Source organism: Actinoplanes sp. NPDC048796, assembly GCF_040650035.1.
Lineage (GTDB): Bacteria > Actinomycetota > Actinomycetes > Mycobacteriales > Micromonosporaceae > Actinoplanes.
In genome coordinates, this window is record NZ_JBEZGO010000001.1 from 97,832 (window position 1) to 114,215 (window position 16,384).

At 70.7% G+C, this 16,384-nt stretch carries 18 protein-coding genes; 6 read left to right on the top strand and 12 right to left on the bottom strand.

Going from position 1 to position 16,384, the window contains the following annotated elements; all coding sequences use genetic code 11:
* Positions 1-8: 8 nt before the first annotated feature.
* Complete coding sequence (locus AB0C26_RS00460; protein WP_360239179.1) at positions 9-662, top strand: maleylpyruvate isomerase N-terminal domain-containing protein; 654 nt, start codon at positions 9-11, stop codon at positions 660-662.
* On the opposite strand, the gene AB0C26_RS00465 is transcribed toward AB0C26_RS00460, so the two are convergent.
* Entirely contained in the window at positions 645-866 is a 222-nt protein-coding gene (locus AB0C26_RS00465; protein WP_360239182.1) for a nuclear transport factor 2 family protein, read from the bottom strand. The two genes, AB0C26_RS00460 and AB0C26_RS00465, sit on opposite strands and share 18 nt — an antisense overlap.
* 418 nt (positions 867-1,284) lie before the next feature.
* Here AB0C26_RS00465 and AB0C26_RS00470 point away from each other — a divergent pair, with 418 nt between their 5' ends.
* Positions 1,285-1,515: a hypothetical protein gene (locus AB0C26_RS00470; protein WP_360239185.1), complete on the top strand. Its 231-nt coding sequence runs from the start codon at positions 1,285-1,287 to the stop codon at positions 1,513-1,515.
* A gap of 1,128 nt (positions 1,516-2,643) precedes the next feature.
* Here the strand turns inward: AB0C26_RS00470 and AB0C26_RS00475 are convergent.
* Positions 2,644-3,999 carry a serine hydrolase domain-containing protein gene (locus tag AB0C26_RS00475; RefSeq protein ID WP_360239188.1) on the bottom strand — a complete coding sequence of 452 codons (1,356 nt, stop codon included), beginning with the start codon at positions 3,997-3,999 and terminating at the stop codon, positions 2,644-2,646.
* Positions 4,000-4,064: 65 nt separating this feature from the next.
* Between AB0C26_RS00475 and AB0C26_RS00480 the strand changes: the two genes are divergently transcribed.
* Positions 4,065-4,712, top strand: coding sequence for a TetR family transcriptional regulator C-terminal domain-containing protein (locus AB0C26_RS00480; protein ID WP_360239191.1), 648 nt, complete (start codon positions 4,065-4,067; stop codon positions 4,710-4,712).
* On the opposite strand, the gene pheT is transcribed toward AB0C26_RS00480, so the two are convergent.
* From pheT to AB0C26_RS00530, 10 genes are all read right to left on the bottom strand, one after another.
* Positions 4,693-7,170 (bottom strand): phenylalanine--tRNA ligase subunit beta, encoded by a 2,478-nt coding sequence (gene pheT, locus AB0C26_RS00485; RefSeq protein WP_360239194.1) that lies wholly within the window; start codon positions 7,168-7,170, stop codon positions 4,693-4,695. The two genes, AB0C26_RS00480 and pheT, sit on opposite strands and share 20 nt — an antisense overlap.
* 4 nt (positions 7,171-7,174) lie before the next feature.
* Complete coding sequence (gene pheS / locus AB0C26_RS00490; RefSeq protein WP_360239197.1) at positions 7,175-8,236, bottom strand: phenylalanine--tRNA ligase subunit alpha; 1,062 nt, start codon at positions 8,234-8,236, stop codon at positions 7,175-7,177.
* Between the two features lie 169 nt (positions 8,237-8,405).
* Complete coding sequence (locus tag AB0C26_RS00495) at positions 8,406-9,407, bottom strand: alcohol dehydrogenase catalytic domain-containing protein (RefSeq protein ID WP_360239200.1); 1,002 nt, start codon at positions 9,405-9,407, stop codon at positions 8,406-8,408.
* On the bottom strand, positions 9,407-10,183 hold the full coding sequence (locus AB0C26_RS00500; RefSeq protein WP_360239203.1) for an RNA methyltransferase: 777 nt from the start codon (positions 10,181-10,183) through the stop codon (positions 9,407-9,409). Before AB0C26_RS00500 ends, AB0C26_RS00495 begins: the two co-directional genes overlap by 1 nt.
* A gap of 72 nt (positions 10,184-10,255) precedes the next feature.
* The gene (gene rplT / locus AB0C26_RS00505; protein WP_360239206.1) at positions 10,256-10,648 is read right to left on the bottom strand and encodes a 50S ribosomal protein L20; all 393 of its coding nucleotides are present in this window, start codon (positions 10,646-10,648) and stop codon (positions 10,256-10,258) included.
* 39 nt (positions 10,649-10,687) lie between these two features.
* Positions 10,688-10,882: a 50S ribosomal protein L35 gene (gene rpmI / locus AB0C26_RS00510; protein WP_360239209.1), complete on the bottom strand. Its 195-nt coding sequence runs from the start codon at positions 10,880-10,882 to the stop codon at positions 10,688-10,690.
* 69 nt (positions 10,883-10,951) lie between these two features.
* Positions 10,952-11,578: a translation initiation factor IF-3 gene (gene infC, locus AB0C26_RS00515; RefSeq protein ID WP_360243421.1), complete on the bottom strand. Its 627-nt coding sequence runs from the start codon at positions 11,576-11,578 to the stop codon at positions 10,952-10,954.
* 324 nt (positions 11,579-11,902) lie between these two features.
* Positions 11,903-12,355 carry a PH domain-containing protein gene (locus AB0C26_RS00520; RefSeq protein ID WP_360239212.1) on the bottom strand — a complete coding sequence of 151 codons (453 nt, stop codon included), beginning with the start codon at positions 12,353-12,355 and terminating at the stop codon, positions 11,903-11,905.
* Between the two features lie 7 nt (positions 12,356-12,362).
* On the bottom strand, positions 12,363-13,205 hold the full coding sequence (gene hisG, locus AB0C26_RS00525) for an ATP phosphoribosyltransferase (RefSeq protein WP_360239215.1): 843 nt from the start codon (positions 13,203-13,205) through the stop codon (positions 12,363-12,365).
* Positions 13,206-13,253: 48 nt separating this feature from the next.
* Positions 13,254-13,526 carry a phosphoribosyl-ATP diphosphatase gene (locus AB0C26_RS00530; protein ID WP_360239218.1) on the bottom strand — a complete coding sequence of 91 codons (273 nt, stop codon included), beginning with the start codon at positions 13,524-13,526 and terminating at the stop codon, positions 13,254-13,256.
* A gap of 68 nt (positions 13,527-13,594) precedes the next feature.
* On the opposite strand from AB0C26_RS00530, the gene AB0C26_RS00535 reads away from it, so the two are divergent.
* Genes AB0C26_RS00535 through AB0C26_RS00545 form a run of 3 tightly spaced genes read left to right on the top strand, consistent with a single transcriptional unit; the run spans position 13,595 to position 16,054 of the window.
* Positions 13,595-14,467, top strand: coding sequence for an ABC transporter substrate-binding protein (locus AB0C26_RS00535; RefSeq protein ID WP_360239221.1), 873 nt, complete (start codon positions 13,595-13,597; stop codon positions 14,465-14,467).
* The gene (locus AB0C26_RS00540; RefSeq protein ID WP_360239224.1) at positions 14,464-15,312 is read left to right on the top strand and encodes an amino acid ABC transporter permease; all 849 of its coding nucleotides are present in this window, start codon (positions 14,464-14,466) and stop codon (positions 15,310-15,312) included. Before AB0C26_RS00535 ends, AB0C26_RS00540 begins: the two co-directional genes overlap by 4 nt.
* A gap of 1 nt (position 15,313) precedes the next feature.
* A complete protein-coding gene (locus tag AB0C26_RS00545) occupies positions 15,314-16,054 on the top strand; it encodes an amino acid ABC transporter ATP-binding protein (RefSeq protein WP_360239227.1) in 741 nt (246 codons plus the stop codon).
* The last annotated feature ends 330 nt before the right edge of the window (positions 16,055-16,384 follow it).

Below are 16,384 nucleotides of genomic sequence, written 5' to 3' on the forward strand. Positions count from 1 at the left end.
AGAACGCCATGCACGTGGACCCGGACGAGGCGCGCTCGGCGTTCCTCGGTCAGATGGACCTTTTGATCGGCACCGCGGCCGCACTCTCCGACCAGGCCCTGCTGGCGCCGAGCCGCTGCACCGGCTGGACCGTGAGCGAGACTCTGGTGCACGTCCACCAGGGCTTGCAGGAGATGCTGCTGGGCTGCGTCACGGCGACCGACGCCCGGCCCGACACCGACGCCGCCTCGTACTGGCGCGATTTCACCCCGGCCGAACCCGCACAGCCCGACATCGCCGGCATCCAGTTCGTCCGGCGCGTGGCCGCCGCGTACCAGCGCCCCTCCGACCTGCTGAAACACCTGACCCCGACCATTGACGGGGTACGGGCGGCCGTGCTCACCCGGAAGCCGTCGGCTGTGCGGTTCCAGGGTCACGTGCTCCCGTGGGGCGACTTCCTGGCCACCTGGGCGGTCGAGCTGGCCGTGCACCACCTGGACATCACCACGTCGCCCCCGCACGCCCCGGCGCTGCGGCTGGCCCGCCGCACCGTCGAGGCCCTGGCCGGCGAACCGCTCCCCACCACCTGGTCCGACGAGACAGCGGTCCTGCTCGGCACCGGCCGCGAGACACCCACGGCGGACCAGTCCCCGCCGGCGGCCCGGCTACCCGTCCTGGGCTGACACCCAGCGGTAGATCTGCCCGTCCCGCAACTCGTACGACGCCGGCGGCCCGGGCACACCGGCCAGCCGGGCCAGAACCTTGGTACGCCCGCGCACGGTCACGCCGCCCTCGGTCCAGTGCAGGTAGGGATGCAGCAGCCGGATCAGCGCCGCCCGATCCTCCCGCCCCACCGCATCGAGCACTTCCGCAACGATCGGATCCACCCGTCGAGAATCGCAGGCCCGCGCCGCTTCCGGCTGACGGCCTTCATCTCGGAAGGGCGCCAGCTGGGTGAACCTTACGAGATCACCTACGTCGACGACTACCGACCGTGATGTCGATGTGCTGACCATCGGGCGCTTGAGGACCGCCGCCGGCCCAGCGTGGCTACGCGGCGTGCGGTTCGCCGGCGTCACGGAGCGTTCAGCGCCCTGAGCTCGGGTTTTCGTGCGCAACCGCGTTCTTGTTTCGCCCCGGCGCCCGCACCAGGATCTACATCGACCCCGGAAAGATCCTCGTTGCCGCGAGGACCGGAGCCGTTGGAGGCAATTCTTCATGAGCGTTGCAACCATGCCGAACGTTCCGCCCGACCCTACCGGCGCCGCCACCCCGCAAGAGCTGGGACGGCGGCTCCGAGCTCTGATGACACAGCGTAGATGCTCGGTCGACGCCGTAGTGCGCCGCAGCAGCCTGGCCGGCACCCCCATCTCCCGCGCCACGGCCCACAACTTGATCGCCGCCCGCGGCCACTCGCGGCGCGACACCCTGCTGGCTTTCCTGCGCGGCTGCCAGGTCCCCCCACGCGAACAGATCCGCTGGCTCATCGCCTACGACCAGATCTTCGCCGAGGCCCGGCGCCCCGCCCCCAGCTGAGCGCGTCCTGACGGCCGCGGTGGCGGCCACCACGCCGTCAGGACGCGCTCACCCCAACTGAACATCCCCAGACCAGCTCGCCCGGCGGCGCGCTGAAAGCCCTGGTGGTCCGCCCACGGCGGCGGGCGGACCACCGGGGCCGCGCCATTTCCCCACCCGCCCCGCGACGCCAAACCCGGCGCCGAACCGAGAGCGCCGCCGCAGCTCACGGGGTCGCCGCAACCAAGTCAGCGCCACAGCCCACGCCGGCACCGCAGCACACCTGGGGACCGCAGCGCACGTAGGCACCTCAACCAAAGCGGCACCGCAGCACACGCGGGCACCTCAACCGAGGCGGCGCCACGGCGAACGTGGGCGCCCCCAACCAAGGCAACGCCGCAGCACACGCAGCGCCGCAGCCCGCGCCTGCGCCCGCGCCCCGGGACACGCCAGCGCCGCGGCACAACGTGGGCACCGCCGGCGAGCGGCACCGCCGCCGAGCGGCACCGCGGCCGAGCGGCGCCGCGGCCGAGCGGCACCGCCGCCGAGCGGCACCGCGGGCGACGTGGGCGTCGCAGCCACCGTCGGCTCCCGCAGCGAAACCGAGGCCATGGCAGGCAGGGTCTCGGCATTGCCCGGAGCCGCGACGAACGCCGGACCCGATCGAGGCGGTGATCCGCGCCTCGGCCGCAGCGGCAACGAATCCCGGAGCGGGGCCGCCGCCCGCGAAGCCCTCGCCTCAGTGAACGCCGGCCCGGAAGCCGGGCTGGGTTGAAGACCCCGAGCGGGCACACCGGTCCGGTGAACGCCTCCTCCGAAGTCGGGCTGGACCGAAGCGAGACCGGGCGAAAGTAAGCGCGCCCAAGGAATTGCCGGCCCATTGAGAGCCAGGGCTGACGTCAGCACCAGGGCCGAAGGAGAAGCCGCGATCTAAGCAACGGGCCGCAGCTCGAAGCAAGAGCTAGAAGCGCGACGGTGATGGGGAGCAGGCTCTCCTACCGCGGCCGGCTGTGCAGCGCAGACCCGGTCGCCTCGTCCGTTTGCCGGGCGGGTTGCAGGCTGAGGCAGCGCAGGCGAAGACGTGGTGCGGTTCCCCGCGGAGAGTCGTCGGGACCTGGCGCACCGCCGACCCGGCTTCGGTGACCGGTGTCAGCCCGGAGCCGCTGAACGCCGGGGGCGAAGGGGCGTACGGCGCCTCGGCGGGCCGCTGTGATGGCGGCTGCCGTGGCGAGCGGCCCTGGCGGCCAGCGTGACGCGGAGGACGGCCAGGATCTTGGCCAGGGTGGCCACGGCGACGATCGACCAGAAGATGTCGGGGGTCCACAAGTGGATCTGGGTCAGGGTGTAGCCCATGGAAGCCGGTAGCACCAGCAGGACCAGCGTGGCCAGGAGCGCGCACGCGGCGACCCACAGGAACGCGGCGGCTCCGGGGCGGGCCCTGCGGCGTACGGCGGAAATCGCGATCGTCAGGGTGAGCAGGCCGGCCAGGGCGGCCAGTGTGTAGAGGGTTCCCCGCAGCAGCGGATCCCAGCCGGGTGACGGGCCGGGGGCGCCACCCAGGGCCATGCGGGTGATGGTGAACGCGATCGAGGCCAGGCGTTCGTCGAGGGCGGGACTGTAACCGTCGGCCAGAACGATCACGCCCAGGCCGGCGCTCGGCACCAGGACCAGGTGAGCCCAGAAGCCGGGGGCGGCGCCGGCGTGCCAGACGATACGGGTGCCGTCCAGTGTGGTGTCGCGCCAGCCCAGGCCGTACCCGACCTCGGTCTGTGCGGTCTGCATCTGGGTGACGGTGGCGGCTTTCAGAAGCTGAGCGGAGCCGTAACGGCCGCCGTTCAGGTGGGCCATGGCGAAGTGCGTCATGTCCTGCAGGGACGCTGTCACGTAGCCGTAGGGCAGACCGGAAAGGTCGTAGGGGGCCTCGAAACGGCGGGGATGGCCGAACCAGTAGCGGTGGCCGGCCGACTGGGCGACCGTGTGACGCATGTCGAGCGGGCCGAAGACCTGGCGCTGCAACACCTCGCGGAACGGGCGGCCGGTCACCTCCGCCACCATCGCGCCCAGGACCATGTAGTTGGCGTCGCTGTACTCGTGTGCGCCCAGGCGGGCTGACGCCAGGTCACGTACGGAACGGTTCAGGCCGTCGGGGGTGTTGTCGAAGCGGTCGGTGCGGGAGGCCCACTGTGGCAGGCCGCTGGTGTGGTTGAGCAGTTGGCGCACGGTGATCTGTGGGAAGGCGAACCACGGCAGGTGGTGCCCCACCGGGTCGTCGAGGGCGACTCGGCCCTGCTCGACGAGCTGCATGACGGTCAGCGCGGTGAACGGCTTGGACACCGAGCCGATCAGGAACGGGGTCTGCGGGGTGACGCCGGACGTGTGCTGTTCGACGACGCGGTCGCGGGTGACGATCGCGTATGCCACGCCAGGGATCTCGAGTTCCCTCTGCTGCTGGTCGACGTAGGCGGGCACGGCCAGGGTGAGGGCCAGGAGCACATGGGCGAACATGGGACCTCCATAACCATATGGCTGTATGGTTATCGCAGTAAACCGTATCTCGATATGGTTATGCAATGGCGAGAACCGCTGATCATGAAGCCCGCCGCCGGCAGGTCGCCGAGGCCGTCGAGGAGATCGTGGCGACCGAGGGCTTCGACGCCGTCACGGTGGCCCGGACCGCGAAGGCCGCCGGCATCTCGGTCGGCCTGGTGCAGCATTATTTTCGGACAAAAGACGAAATGCTGCTGCACGCCTTCACCACGGCGCGGGAACGCCTCGAAAACCGGATCCAGGACGAGGCGAAGAAAGCCGACAAAGCGGGGGCGAGAATCGAGCAGATCCTGCTGGACGCGCTGACCGAGCTTCTGCCGCTGGACGACAGAAGGCGCCGGGAGTGCCGGGTGGAGCTGGCGTTCACCGGCCGCACGGTCGACAACCCCGAGCTGGCCGCGGCCCTGGGCCGGAGCAACTCCCACATCCGCGGCACGGTCACGCGGGCCGTTCAGAACGGCAAGGAGTGCGGCGAGGTTCCCGGGGACACCGACGAGGCGGAGGCCGCCGTACGCCTTCTCGCGCTCACCGACGGTCTGCGCCTGCATGCCTACACCGAGCCGGGTGCGGTCGCCGCGCGCGAGGCGATCGCCGGTGAGCTGCGGCGAGTGTTCCCCGGGGAGTGTCACCACCGCCCCGGGGAACCACGCGTCAGGCGCCCCGCAGGGTAGCCCCGAACCGCTGGGACACGGCGGCCACCGCCGCGTCGCGCGCGGCCAGGGTCTCCTCCGAGGTCAGCGTGCGGTCGGGGGCCCGGAAGGTCAGCTTGTAGGCCAGGGACTTCCTGCCCTCGCCGAGCTGGTCCGACTCGTACAGGTCGAAGAGCGCGACCGACTCCAGCAGCTCGCCCGCGCCCTCGGCCAGGGCCGACTCGAGGGCGGCGGCCGGGGTGCCGGCGTCGACGACCAGCGCCACGTCGATCAGCGCGGGCGGGAAGGACGAGATCTTCTTCGCCTGGGTGACCGGCGCCGCGGGCACCGCGTCGAGGTCGAGTTCCATGACGCTCGTACGCTTCGGCAGCTCCAGCGCCGACACGACCGCCGGGTGCAGCTCACCCGCGTGGCCGACGACCTGGCCGTCGACGCTGATCGCCGCGCAGCGTCCCGGGTGCCAGGGGGCCAGCTCGGCCGCCGCCACCGTCACCCGGTCGGCGGTGATGCCGGCCGCCGACAGGGCGATGCGGGCCGCCTCGACCGCGTCCGCCCACGTCGCCTCGCGGCCCGCGCCCCACCAGCCGGCCGGCGCGATGTCGCCGGTCACGGCCGCGGCCAGGTGCCACGGCTGGTGCGGGACGATCGCGTTCGCGGCCCGCCATTCCTCATCGGTGGGCTTGCGGTCGACGCCCATCGGCGGCGGCGCGGTGACCGCCAGCGTCGGCTGGAAGACCAGGCCCGTCTCGAACAGGGCCAGGTCGCGGTGACCCCGGCCCAGGTTGCGCTTGAGCGTCGTCAGCAGCGTGGGCAGCAGCGACGTCCGCAGCAGCGGCTCCTGCTCGGAGAGCGGGTTGGTCAGCCGGACCGCGCTGCGCCGCGGGTCGTCGGCCGGGTAGCCGAGCTGGTCGGCCGCGCCCGGCGCCACGAACGGGTAGGACAGCACCTCGACGTAGCCGTTCTCGGCCAGCGCCCGGCCGACCGTGCGGCGACGGCGCTGGGCCGGCGTGATACCGGACCCGCCGCGCGCCGGCGGCAGGATGCTGGGGATGTCGTTGTACCCGCCGAGGCGGGCCACCTCCTCCACCAGGTCGATCGGCGTGAGCAGGTCGGGACGCCACGACGGCGGCGTCACCTCGAGCGGCGTGGTGTCACGCACCTGGCAGCCGACGCGACCAAGAAGATCGACGACGTCCGAGGACGAGTACGCGAGGCCGATCCGCTGCGCCGGCAGCGCGGGATCCAGGGTGATGGTCGCGGGTGCGGCGACGTGGTCGATGTCGAGCACGAGCGGGTCGACAGTGCCGCCGGCGTGCTCGACCAGAAGCGAGACGGCGCGGGACAGGGCGACCAGCGTCAACTGCGGGTCGACCCCGCGCTCCCAGCGCTTGGCCGCCTCGCTGAACAGCTTGTGGCGGCGGGCCGTGCGCCCGACCATCACCGGGTCCCAGTGGGCGGCCTCGAGCAGCACGTCCACCGTGTCCGGCTGCCACTCGCTGGTCTCGCCGCCCATGACCGCGGCCAGCGAGATCGGGCCGGTGTCGTCGCAGATCACCATGTCCTCGGCGTCGAGCACGCGGGCCACGCCGTCCAGGGTGGTCAGTTTCTCCCCGGGCCGGGCCCGGCGCACCACGAGGCCGCCGTTGAGCCGGTTGAGGTCGAAGACGTGCATCGGCTGCCCGAGCTCGAGCATCAAGTAGTTCGTGATGTCGACCGGCAGCGAGATGGCCCGGATGCCGGCCGCGACGAGGCGCTTCTGCATCCACTCGGGCGACGGAGCGGAGGGGTCGATCCCCCGCACGACGCGGGCCGAGAACCGGTCGCAGCCGACGGTGTCCTCAACCGAAACAGGATAGGGAGAATCGGCCGTGGGAGAAGCCGCCGTGACGCCCGCCGGGTCGGTGTATGCCGCCGAGAACGCGTAGGAGAGCTCGCGAGCGAGGCCGCGCAGGCTCATCTCATAGCCCCGGTCCGGGGTGATCTCGACTTCCACCACGACGTCGTCGAGACCGACGGCCCCGCGCGCGTCCGTACCCGGCGTGGCCGAGTCGGCCGGAAGCACGATGATGCCCGAGTGGTCGCCGCTGAGCCCGAGCTCCGCCGCCGAGCAGATCATGCCGTTGGAGTTGCGGCCGTACGTCTTGCGCGCACCGATCTTGAAGCCGCCCGGCAGCTCGCCGCCCGGCAGGATCACCACGACGAGGTCGCCCTCGGCGAAGTTGCGGGCGCCGCAGACGATCTCCTGGGGAGCGTCGCGGCCGACGTCCACTGTGGTGAACCGGATCGGCTTCTTGAATCCGGTCAGCTCCTCGATCGTCAGCACCCGCCCGACGACCAGGTCACCCTTGATCGTGGCGGTCTGGTCGACGATCGACTCGACCTCCATGCCGAGGTTGGTCAGCGCGGAGTCCAGCTGGTCCGAGGTGAGGTCCGCGGGCAGCTCGACGTACTCGCGCAGCCACGAAAGCGTGGTCTTCATCGCGTCAGACCTCCATTCCGAAGTTCGTGGTGAAGCGGATGTCGCCCTCGACCATGTCGCGCATGTCGCTGACCCCGTTGCGGAACATCAGGGTGCGCTCCACGCCCATGCCGAACGCGAAACCGGAGTACCGGGACGGGTCGATGCCGCAGGCGGTCAGCACCCGCGGGTTGACCATGCCGCAGCCGCCCCACTCGACCCAGCGCGGGCCGTCGCGGTGCTGGGAGAACCAGACGTCGAACTCGGCGCTGGGCTCGGTGAACGGGAAGTAGTGGGGCCGCCAGCGGGTGCGCGCCGAGGAACCGAACATCGCCTTGGCGAAGTGGTCGAGGGTGCCGCGCAGGTGGGCCATGGTGATGCCCTCGTCGACGACCAGGCCCTCGATCTGGTGGAAGACCGGGCTGTGGGTGGCGTCCAGCTCGTCCGAGCGGTACGCGCGGCCGGGGCTGACCACGTAGATCGGCGGCTGCTTGGTGATCATCGAGCGGACCTGGCCGGGCGACGTGTGCGTCCGCATGACCAGGCCGGGCAGGTCCACGTAGAACGTGTCCATGGCGCCGCGGACCGGGTTGTCGGGCCCGATGTTCAGCGCGTCGAAGTTGGCCCACTCGAGCTCCAGCTCGGGACCCTCCACGATGTCGTAGCCCATGCCGGCGAACAGGTCGCCCATGTGCTCCATCAGCGTGGTCAGCGGGTGACGGGCGCCGCGCGGGGCGCGGTTCCACGGCAGGGTGACGTCGACGCGCTCCTGGACCAGCACCTTGGCCGCGCGGTCGAGCTCGAGCTCGGCCTGGCGGGAGTCGTACGCGCCCTGCACGGACTGGCGGGCCAGGTTGACCCGCTTGCCGGCGTCGGACTTGGCGGCCGGCGGCAGCGAGCCGATCTCCCGCCGGGCCAGCGAGACCGGCGAGCGGTCGCCCAGGTGCAGGGGCTTGAGCGCGGCCAGCGCGTCGAGGTCGCCGGCGGCGTCGAAGGCCTTGCGCGCGTCGTCGACGGCGGCCTCGAGGGCGGCCGGATCGAGCAGGGCGGCCTGCTTCGGATCGTACGGATCGTTGCGATAGGACATGGTCGGGCTACTCCCCTAACACCTGATGAGCCATCGGGCAGTGTACGGAGGCACGGCTCAGCCGCAGCCCGCCGGTCAGGGAAGACGCCCAGGAGTGTCTAGCGCCCGCGACCAGCGGGCCGGCTAAACAGCATCATCAGTCCTGGCACGTGGACCAGCATACCGGTCGTCACGACGGGACAGCGACCGTGATACCCGCGTGGGCCGGGATCGGCGAGTCCATCGCGGTCAGCGCCTCACCCGCCTCGGCGAGGTCGATCACGGAGGCGACCAGGCGGCCCGGGTCGAGCCGGCCACGGGCCACGAGCTGGAGCATCGGCGCGTAGTCGGCGGCGGCCATCCCGTGCGAGCCGACGATCTGCAGCTCCTGCGCCACGACCAGGTCCCAGGGCAGCGGCGCCCGCGCGTCGTCGCCCAGCATCAGGCCGACCTGCACGTGCCGGCCGCCGCGGCGCAGACTCCGTACCGAAGCCTCGGCCGTTTCCGCCGAACCGTAGGCGTCGATGGCGATGTCGGCCTCGCCGACCACCGAGGGCACCACGACCGCGCCCAGCGAGGCGGCCATCGCGGTCGCCGCCGGCGAGAGGTCGAGGGCCAGCACCCGCAGCTTCAGGGCGACCGCGATCATCACGGCGGACAGGCCCACTCCCCCGCAGCCGTGAACCGCCACCACGGCGTCGTCGGGCACCGGACCATGTCCGGTCAGCGCCCGGAAGGCCGTCGCGAACCGGCAGCCGAGGGCCGCCGCCGGGACGAAGTCAACAGCGTCCGGCAGCCGTACGAGGTTGGTGTCGGCCGCCCGCACCTGCACCTGGTCGGCGAACGACCCGGGGTGGGTGAAGCCGGGCTGGGTCTGATTCGGGCAGATCTGCGCTTTCCCGGAGACGCAGTACGGGCACCAGCCGCAGCCGTTGACGAACGGCGCGGTCACCCGGTCCCCCACGGCGAAGCCCTTCACCTGGGGCCCGACAGCGGCCACGACCCCGGCGAACTCGTGGCCCGGGATGTGCGGCAGCGGCACCGGGTCGTGCCCGCGCCAGGCGTGCCAGTCGGAGCGGCAGACGCCGGTGGCTCGCACGTCGACCACCGCGCCGTCGGGCGGGCAGTCCGGCGCCGGCACGTCGGCCAGGCGCGGCGGCGCGCCCACCGCGTCGTAGACGATGGCCCGCATCAGCGCTGGGCCCGGGCCGACGCGTACAGGCAGACGGCGGCGGCCGCGGCCAGGTTCAGGCTCTCGGCGCCGCCGTAGATCGGCACGCGCACCCGCCGATCGGCCTCCTCGAGCACTGACGAAGGCAGGCCGTGCGCCTCCGACCCGAACATCCAGGCGGTCGGCGCGGCGAGCTCGCCGTCATCGGCCAGGGAGTCCAGGTCGTCGGCGCCGTATCCGCTGGTGGCGAGCACCCGCAGACCGGCGGCTTTCAACTCGGGAACGACATCGAGCGGGGCACGGACCACATCTACATGAAACAACGATCCGGCCGAGGCGCGGACGCATTTGCCGTTGTACGGGTCGACGGCGTCCCCGGCGAAGATCACCGCGTCCGCCCCGGCCGCGTCCGCGGTGCGCAGGATCGTGCCCGCGTTGCCCGGGTCGCGGATCTCGGCGACCACCGCGACCAGCCGGGGCTGCTTGGCCAGCGCCTCGTGGATCGGCACGTCGACGCGCTCGCAGACCGCGACCAGCCCCTGCGGGTTCACCGTCTCGGCGAGCGAGGCCAGCCCGTCGTCGTCGATCGGCGAGACGACCGGCGCCTCGGCCGCGAGGTCGGCGTACCGGGAAAGGCCGTCGCCGGTCCCGAAGAGCTCGGCCACCACCCCCGCGGCCAGCGCCTCCCGGACCGCCTGCGGTCCTTCGGCGAGGAATCGGCCGGCCTGGTCGCGGTCCTTGCGGCGCTGCAGCTTACGGGCCGAGACCACCCTGGGCGTACGGGACGTGAATGTCATCCGGGCTGCTCTTTCTCACGAAGCAGGGCGCCCCCCGTTCGTACGGGAGACGCCCTGAATGGTTCTTCGAAATCAGGCAGCCTGAGCGGCGGCGCCGCCGGTGCCCTCGGCCGCCACGGCGGCCCGCGCGACCTCGACGATCGCCGTGAAGGCGGCGGCGTCGTTCACCGCGAGGTCGGCCAGGATCTTGCGGTCCACCTCGACGCCGGCCAGCTTGAGGCCCTGGATGAGGCGGTTGTAGGTCAGGCCGTTGGCCCGGGCCCCCGCGTTGATGCGCGTGATCCACAGCTGGCGGAAGTCGCCCTTGCGGTCACGACGGTCGCGGTACGAGTACTGCATCGAGTGCAGCACCTGCTCCTTGGCCTTGCGGTAAAGGCGGGAGCGCTGACCGCGGTATCCGCTGGCGGTCTCCAGCAACGTGCGACGCTTCTTCTGGGCGTTTACTGCCCGCTTGACGCGTGCCATTTCAGTACTCCTAACAGGGGAACGTGTGTGGCGCGCGCGTCAGCGGCCCAGCAGCTTCTTCACTCGCGGAATGTCCGCCTTGGCGACGGCGGTGGTGCCCGTCATACGGCGCGTGACGTGCGAGCTCTTGCCCTCGAGCAGGTGGCGCTTGCCGGCCTGCTCGGTGCGGAGCTTGCCCTTGCCGGTCACCCGGACGCGCTTGCCCGTGCCGGTGTGCGGCTTGAACTTAGGCACTTGAGCCTCTTTCTGGTCTTTCCGTGCGATCGAGGGGCCGGCTGGCCCCACGTCGCACGGAAAAGCTGTCTACTCTGCGGTGGTTTCGGCGGGCACGTCCGTCGCGACGCCTTCGCCCTCGCCCTCGCGCGGCTCACGGCCGGGCTTGGCGGCGGCGACGTTGGCCGCGACGGCAGCGGCCTTCGTGGCCCGATGCGGGGCCAGCACCATGATCATGTTTCGGCCGTCCTGCTTCGGACTGGCCTCGACAAAACCAAGCTCCGAGATCTCCTCGCTGAGCCTGCGCAGAAGCCGGAAACCCAGCTCCGGGCGACTCTGCTCGCGACCGCGGAACATGATCGTCACCTTGACCTTGTCGCCCGCCTTGAGGAACCGCACCACGTGACCCTTTTTGGTCTCGTAGTCGTGCGGGTCGATCTTCGGACGGAGCTTCATTTCCTTGATGACGGTCTGCTGCTGGTTGCGCCGCGCTTCGCGTGCCTTCAGTGCGCTCTCGTACTTGAACTTGCCGAAGTCCATGAGCTTGCACACCGGCGGCCGCGCCATCGGAGCAACCTCGACCAGGTCCAGATCGACGTCCGCGGCCAGCTGAAGGGCGCGCTCGAGCGGGACGATGCCCACCTGCTCACCCTCGGGGCCGACCAGTCGGACCTCACGAGCCCGGATCTGTTCGTTGACGCGTGGTTCGACGCTGATGGGGCCTCCTCAGTTAATGTTTTCACCGCGCGGTTCCCCAACCACGCGGTGCTGCCAATGTCGGTCGGCCCCGCGCCCTCGGTTGCCGGGCGCCGGGAAAGCAGAAGGCCCCGCTCGCACGTCGTGAAACGCGCATGCCGGGGCCCGCTCGACCGGTCATCGGCGCCCATGAGGACGCACCCCGCGCCGCGAATATTCCCGTGACGCAGGTGACCGGACCCGGCCCTCGAAAGGACTGCGGGTGGGAGCCGGCGGGCTCCTCTTTCGCGCCCCCGATGGAGCAGGGCGTGGTCGACTGCCGTGAAGTCTACCAGGTGCTTCGCGTTACGCCTCGACCGCTGCCGCGTGCAGGGCGCGCAGCGTCCGCACGCCCTCCACCGCGTAGTCCTTGTCGGCCGCCTGCAGCGCGTGGATCGAGATCTGCTCCTCGTCGTGCAGCTCCAGCTGGGCCCAGGGCGAGTTGCGGTCGAAGCGCACCTTGCGCACCACCGACCACGGCAGGTCGTAGCCGCCGACCACGTTGCGGATCTTGATGTGGTCGGCGTCGGCCGTCACCTTGGGCCGGCAGAAGGCCAGGATGCCGAGGCCGATCAGGATGCCGAGGCCGATCATGGCGGCCTGGTCGCCGCGCTGGAATGTGCCGGAGTTGTCGAAGCCGGCCGACCCGTGCAGGCCGAAGCTCAGCACGGTGAACAGCAGCGCGACTCCGACCGCGAGCGGCACGGCCACCCAACGGATCTTCAAGGGCCGGTACGTGACCGGCTTGGTGTCCACCATGCTCAATTTACAGCCTGCAATTCGCGATGTCGGTGACGAGGATGGCCCGGGCGCCCAGCTCGTACAGCTCGTCCATGATCCGGTGTACGTCCTTGCGCGGGACCATCGCCTGCACGGCGACCCAGCCCTCGCGGTGCAGCGGCGAGACCGTCGGCGACTCGAAACCCGGGGTCAGCCCGGTCGCCTCGTCGAGCAGGTCGGCCCGGACGTCGTAGGCCAGCATCACGTAGCTGCGGGCGACCAGGACACCCTGCAGGCGGCGGATCAACTGGGCGGCACCCGCGGCCTCCTCGTCCGGGCGGCCGATCAGGATGGCCGACGAGCGCAGCAGCGGCTCGCCGAAGGTGACCAGGCCGGCCTGGCGCAGCGTGGCGCCGGTCTCGACCACGTCGGCGATCAGGTCGGCCACGCCGAGGCGGACCGCGTTCTCGACCGCGCCGTCGAGGCGCACGACGTCGGCCTTGAGCTCACGCTCGGCCAGGTACCGCTCGACGACACCCGGGTACGCGGTGGCGATGCGCCGGCCGCCGATCTCCTCGGCCGTGATCGGGCTGTCGGCCGGTGCGGCCCAGCGGAACGTGGCCCCGCCGAAGTTCAGGTCGAGCACCTCGCTGGCCGGGACACCCGAGTCGACCAGCAGGTCCCGGCCGGCGATGCCCAGGTCCAGGTCGCCCGAGCCGACGTACGTGGCGATGTCGCGGGGCCGCAGGTAGAAGAACTCGACGTGGTTGGCCTCGTCGCGGCAGGCGAGGTCCTTGGGGTCGGTGCGCTGGCGGTAGCCGGCGTCGCGCAGCATCTGCGACGCGGGCTGGGACAAGGTCCCCTTGTTGGGGACGGCGATACGCAGCATGACGGACGTGCTCCTCGTGATCGATCTGTCGGTGATCGGGGCGGCACGTCAGAGATGTCGGTAGACGTCCTCGAGTTTGAGACCGGTCGCGATCATCAGGACCTGGGCTTGGTAGAGCAGTTGGGAGATCTCCTCGGCGGCCCGCTCGGGGCCCTCGTGCTCGGCGGCCATCCAGGACTCGGCCGCCTCCTCGACGACCTTCTTCCCGATGAAGTGGACTCCGCGCTCCAGGGCGGCGACGGTGGACGAACCCTCGGGCCTGGCCACCGCTTTCGCCTGAAGCTCGGCGAACAGCTCTTCGAACGTCTTCACGCCGAGCATTTTGCCAACTCGTCACGGGATGGCGACGAACGGCCCCAGCAGGTGAGACGTGGCCTAGGCTGCCGGTCATGGTCAGCCGAAACACCCTCACCTCTCTCGGCGGCGCCGCGCTGCTGGTGGCCGCCCTGGCGGCCTGCGCGCCCGCCGACGACAACTCGTCACCGACCGCGTCCGCCTCGTCCTCGGGGAATGTCTGCCCTGCTGGCGCCCTGAACACCAAGACGGCTGGCAAGTTGACGATCGGTACGGACAACCCCGCGTACGAGCCGTGGTTCTCCGACAACGATCCCAAGAACGGCAAAGGTTTCGAATCGGCCGTCGCCTACCAGGTCGCCCAGCGTCTCGGGTACGCGCAGGACAACGTGATCTGGACCTCTGTGACGTTCAACAACGCCATCGCCCCGGGTCCGAAGGCCTTCGACTTCGACATCAACGAGTTCTCGATCACACCCGAACGCCGTAACGCGGTCGACTTCTCGTCGCCGTACTACCTCGTTCGCCAGACGGTGATCACCACCAAGGGCTCGAAGATCGCGTCGGCCGCCTCGATCGCCGACCTCAAGAACGCCAAGCTCGGCGCCCAGGTCGGCACGACCAGCTACCAGGCGATCACCGAACTGATCAAGCCGAGCACCAAGCCGTCGGTCTTCAACAACAACGACGACGCCAAGGCGGCCCTGGTCAACGGCACCGTCGACGGCATCGTGGTCGACCTGCCGACCGCGTTCTACATGACCTCGGCCGAGCTCGACAACGGCGTCATCGTCGGCCAGCTCCCGCAGGTCGGCACGCCGGAGCAGTTCGGGCTGGTGCTCGACAAGGACTCGGCACTGACCAGCTGCGTCAGCCAGGCCGTCGACCAGCTGCGCCAGGACGGCACCCTCGCGGTGCTCGAGAAGACCTGGCTGGCCGACTCCGGTGGGGCCAAAGAACTGTCGTGACCACCCAGCTCCACGAAGTCAGCGAGACTCAGCGCGGCCGGATCGCGTACCGGCGCAGGCAGGCGATCCGGTCCGTGCTGCTCGCCGCGCTCTCCACGGCGGTCATCGGCACGGTCCTGGTCGTGCTGGTCACCGGGGCACCCGGCTGGGACCGGGTCAAGCAGTCGTTCTTCAACCCGGAGGTCGCCCGCGAATACCTGCCGGCGATCCTCGAGGGCCTGTGGCTCAATGTACGGCTTTTCGTAGTTTGTGCGATTTGTGCATTGATCTTAGGGTTGTTGATCGCCATTCTGCGCACCCTGCGCGGACCGGTCTTCTTCCCGCTGCGAGCGCTCGGCACCATCTATACGTACTCGTTCCGCGGCCTGCCGCTGATCATCGTGATCTACCTGTTCGCGTTCGGCATCCCGGGCCTGCGCCTGCAGGGCACGCCGAGCGTGACCGTGCTCGGCGGGGCGGCCCTGGTGATCACCTACGGCGCCTACCTGGCCGAGGTGATCCGCTCCGGCATCGAGTCGGTGCATCCGAGCCAGGTCGCGGCCGCCCGCTCACTCGGGCTCAGCTACCGCCAGGCCATGCGCCACGTGGTGCTGCCGCAGGCCGTCCGCCGGTCGGCGCCGCCACTGCTCAACGACACCGTGGCGATGCAGAAGGACGTCGGGCTGATCTCCCTGGCCGGCCCGATCGACGCGATCCGCGCGGCGCAGATCGGCGTGGCCTCGGACGCGAACTTCACCCCGTACGTGGTCGCGGGTGTGCTCTTCGTCCTTCTGGCGTTGCCGCTGATCGGGGTCACCGACTTCGTCACGCTGCGCGCCGCCCGCCGGCAGAACGCGGGGGCCTGAGATGGTGCTCTCCTGCGAGGACGTCCGCAAGACGTTCGGGCCCAACGTCGTGCTCGACGGTCTCACCCTCGACGTCGGCGAGCACGAGGTGGTGGCCCTGATCGGCGCCTCCGGCTCGGGCAAGTCGACGCTGCTGCGCTGCGTCAACCTGCTGGCCGAGATCGACGACGGCACGATCCGCCTGGACGGCGAGGACATCACCGACCCCCGGATCAACCCCGACGCCGTACGGCAGAAGATCGGCCTGGTCTTCCAGTCGTACAACCTGTTCCCGCACATGACAGTGCTCGACAACATCACGCTGGCCCCGGTCCGCGTACACAAGCGGCCGGTCGCCGAGGCACGCGAGCAGGCCCACGAGTGGCTGAAGCGGGTCGGCCTGGCCGACAAGGCCGGCGCCTACCCGGACCGGCTCTCCGGCGGCCAGCAGCAGCGCGTGGCGATCGTGCGGGCCCTGGTCAACAATCCCCGGCTGCTGCTGCTCGACGAGGTGACCTCGGCCCTCGACCCGGAACTGGTCGGCGAGGTCCTCACCATGATCCGCGACCTCAAGGGCGACGGCATGACCATGGTGCTGGCCACCCACGAGATGGGCTTCGCCCGCCAGGTGGCCGACCGGGTCGCCTTCCTCGACAAGGGCAAGGTCCTCGAACAGGGCCCACCCGACCAGGTCCTGGGCGAGCCGGTGGAGGCCCGCACCAGACAGTTCCTGGCCCGGATCATCGAGGCGGGAAGACTTTAGAGGTACGCCTTCTCGGCCACCCGAACGCAGGACCACGGCTCCGCCGGCCCCTCGCGGCCTCTCCGCAACGAGAGGCCGCGGGGCGCCTCTCGCGCGTGGTCATAGCTCGGGCTCTGACGGACTGCCCACGCCTCGCCCGGGACAGGCTAAGGAAATCGAGGCGTCGCTTCGGCGACAGCTTCGACCTGCCTCTCCGAAGCCCGCGCCGCGTCGTGGGAGGCCATTCAGCGTGACGACGACGCTCTCCAAGAGCCGGGCAAGCGTTGCTGGTAGCCATTCCGCGATGTCGTGCGCTCGTCGCCGCGTTCGCCGAACCCAGCACCGAAGACC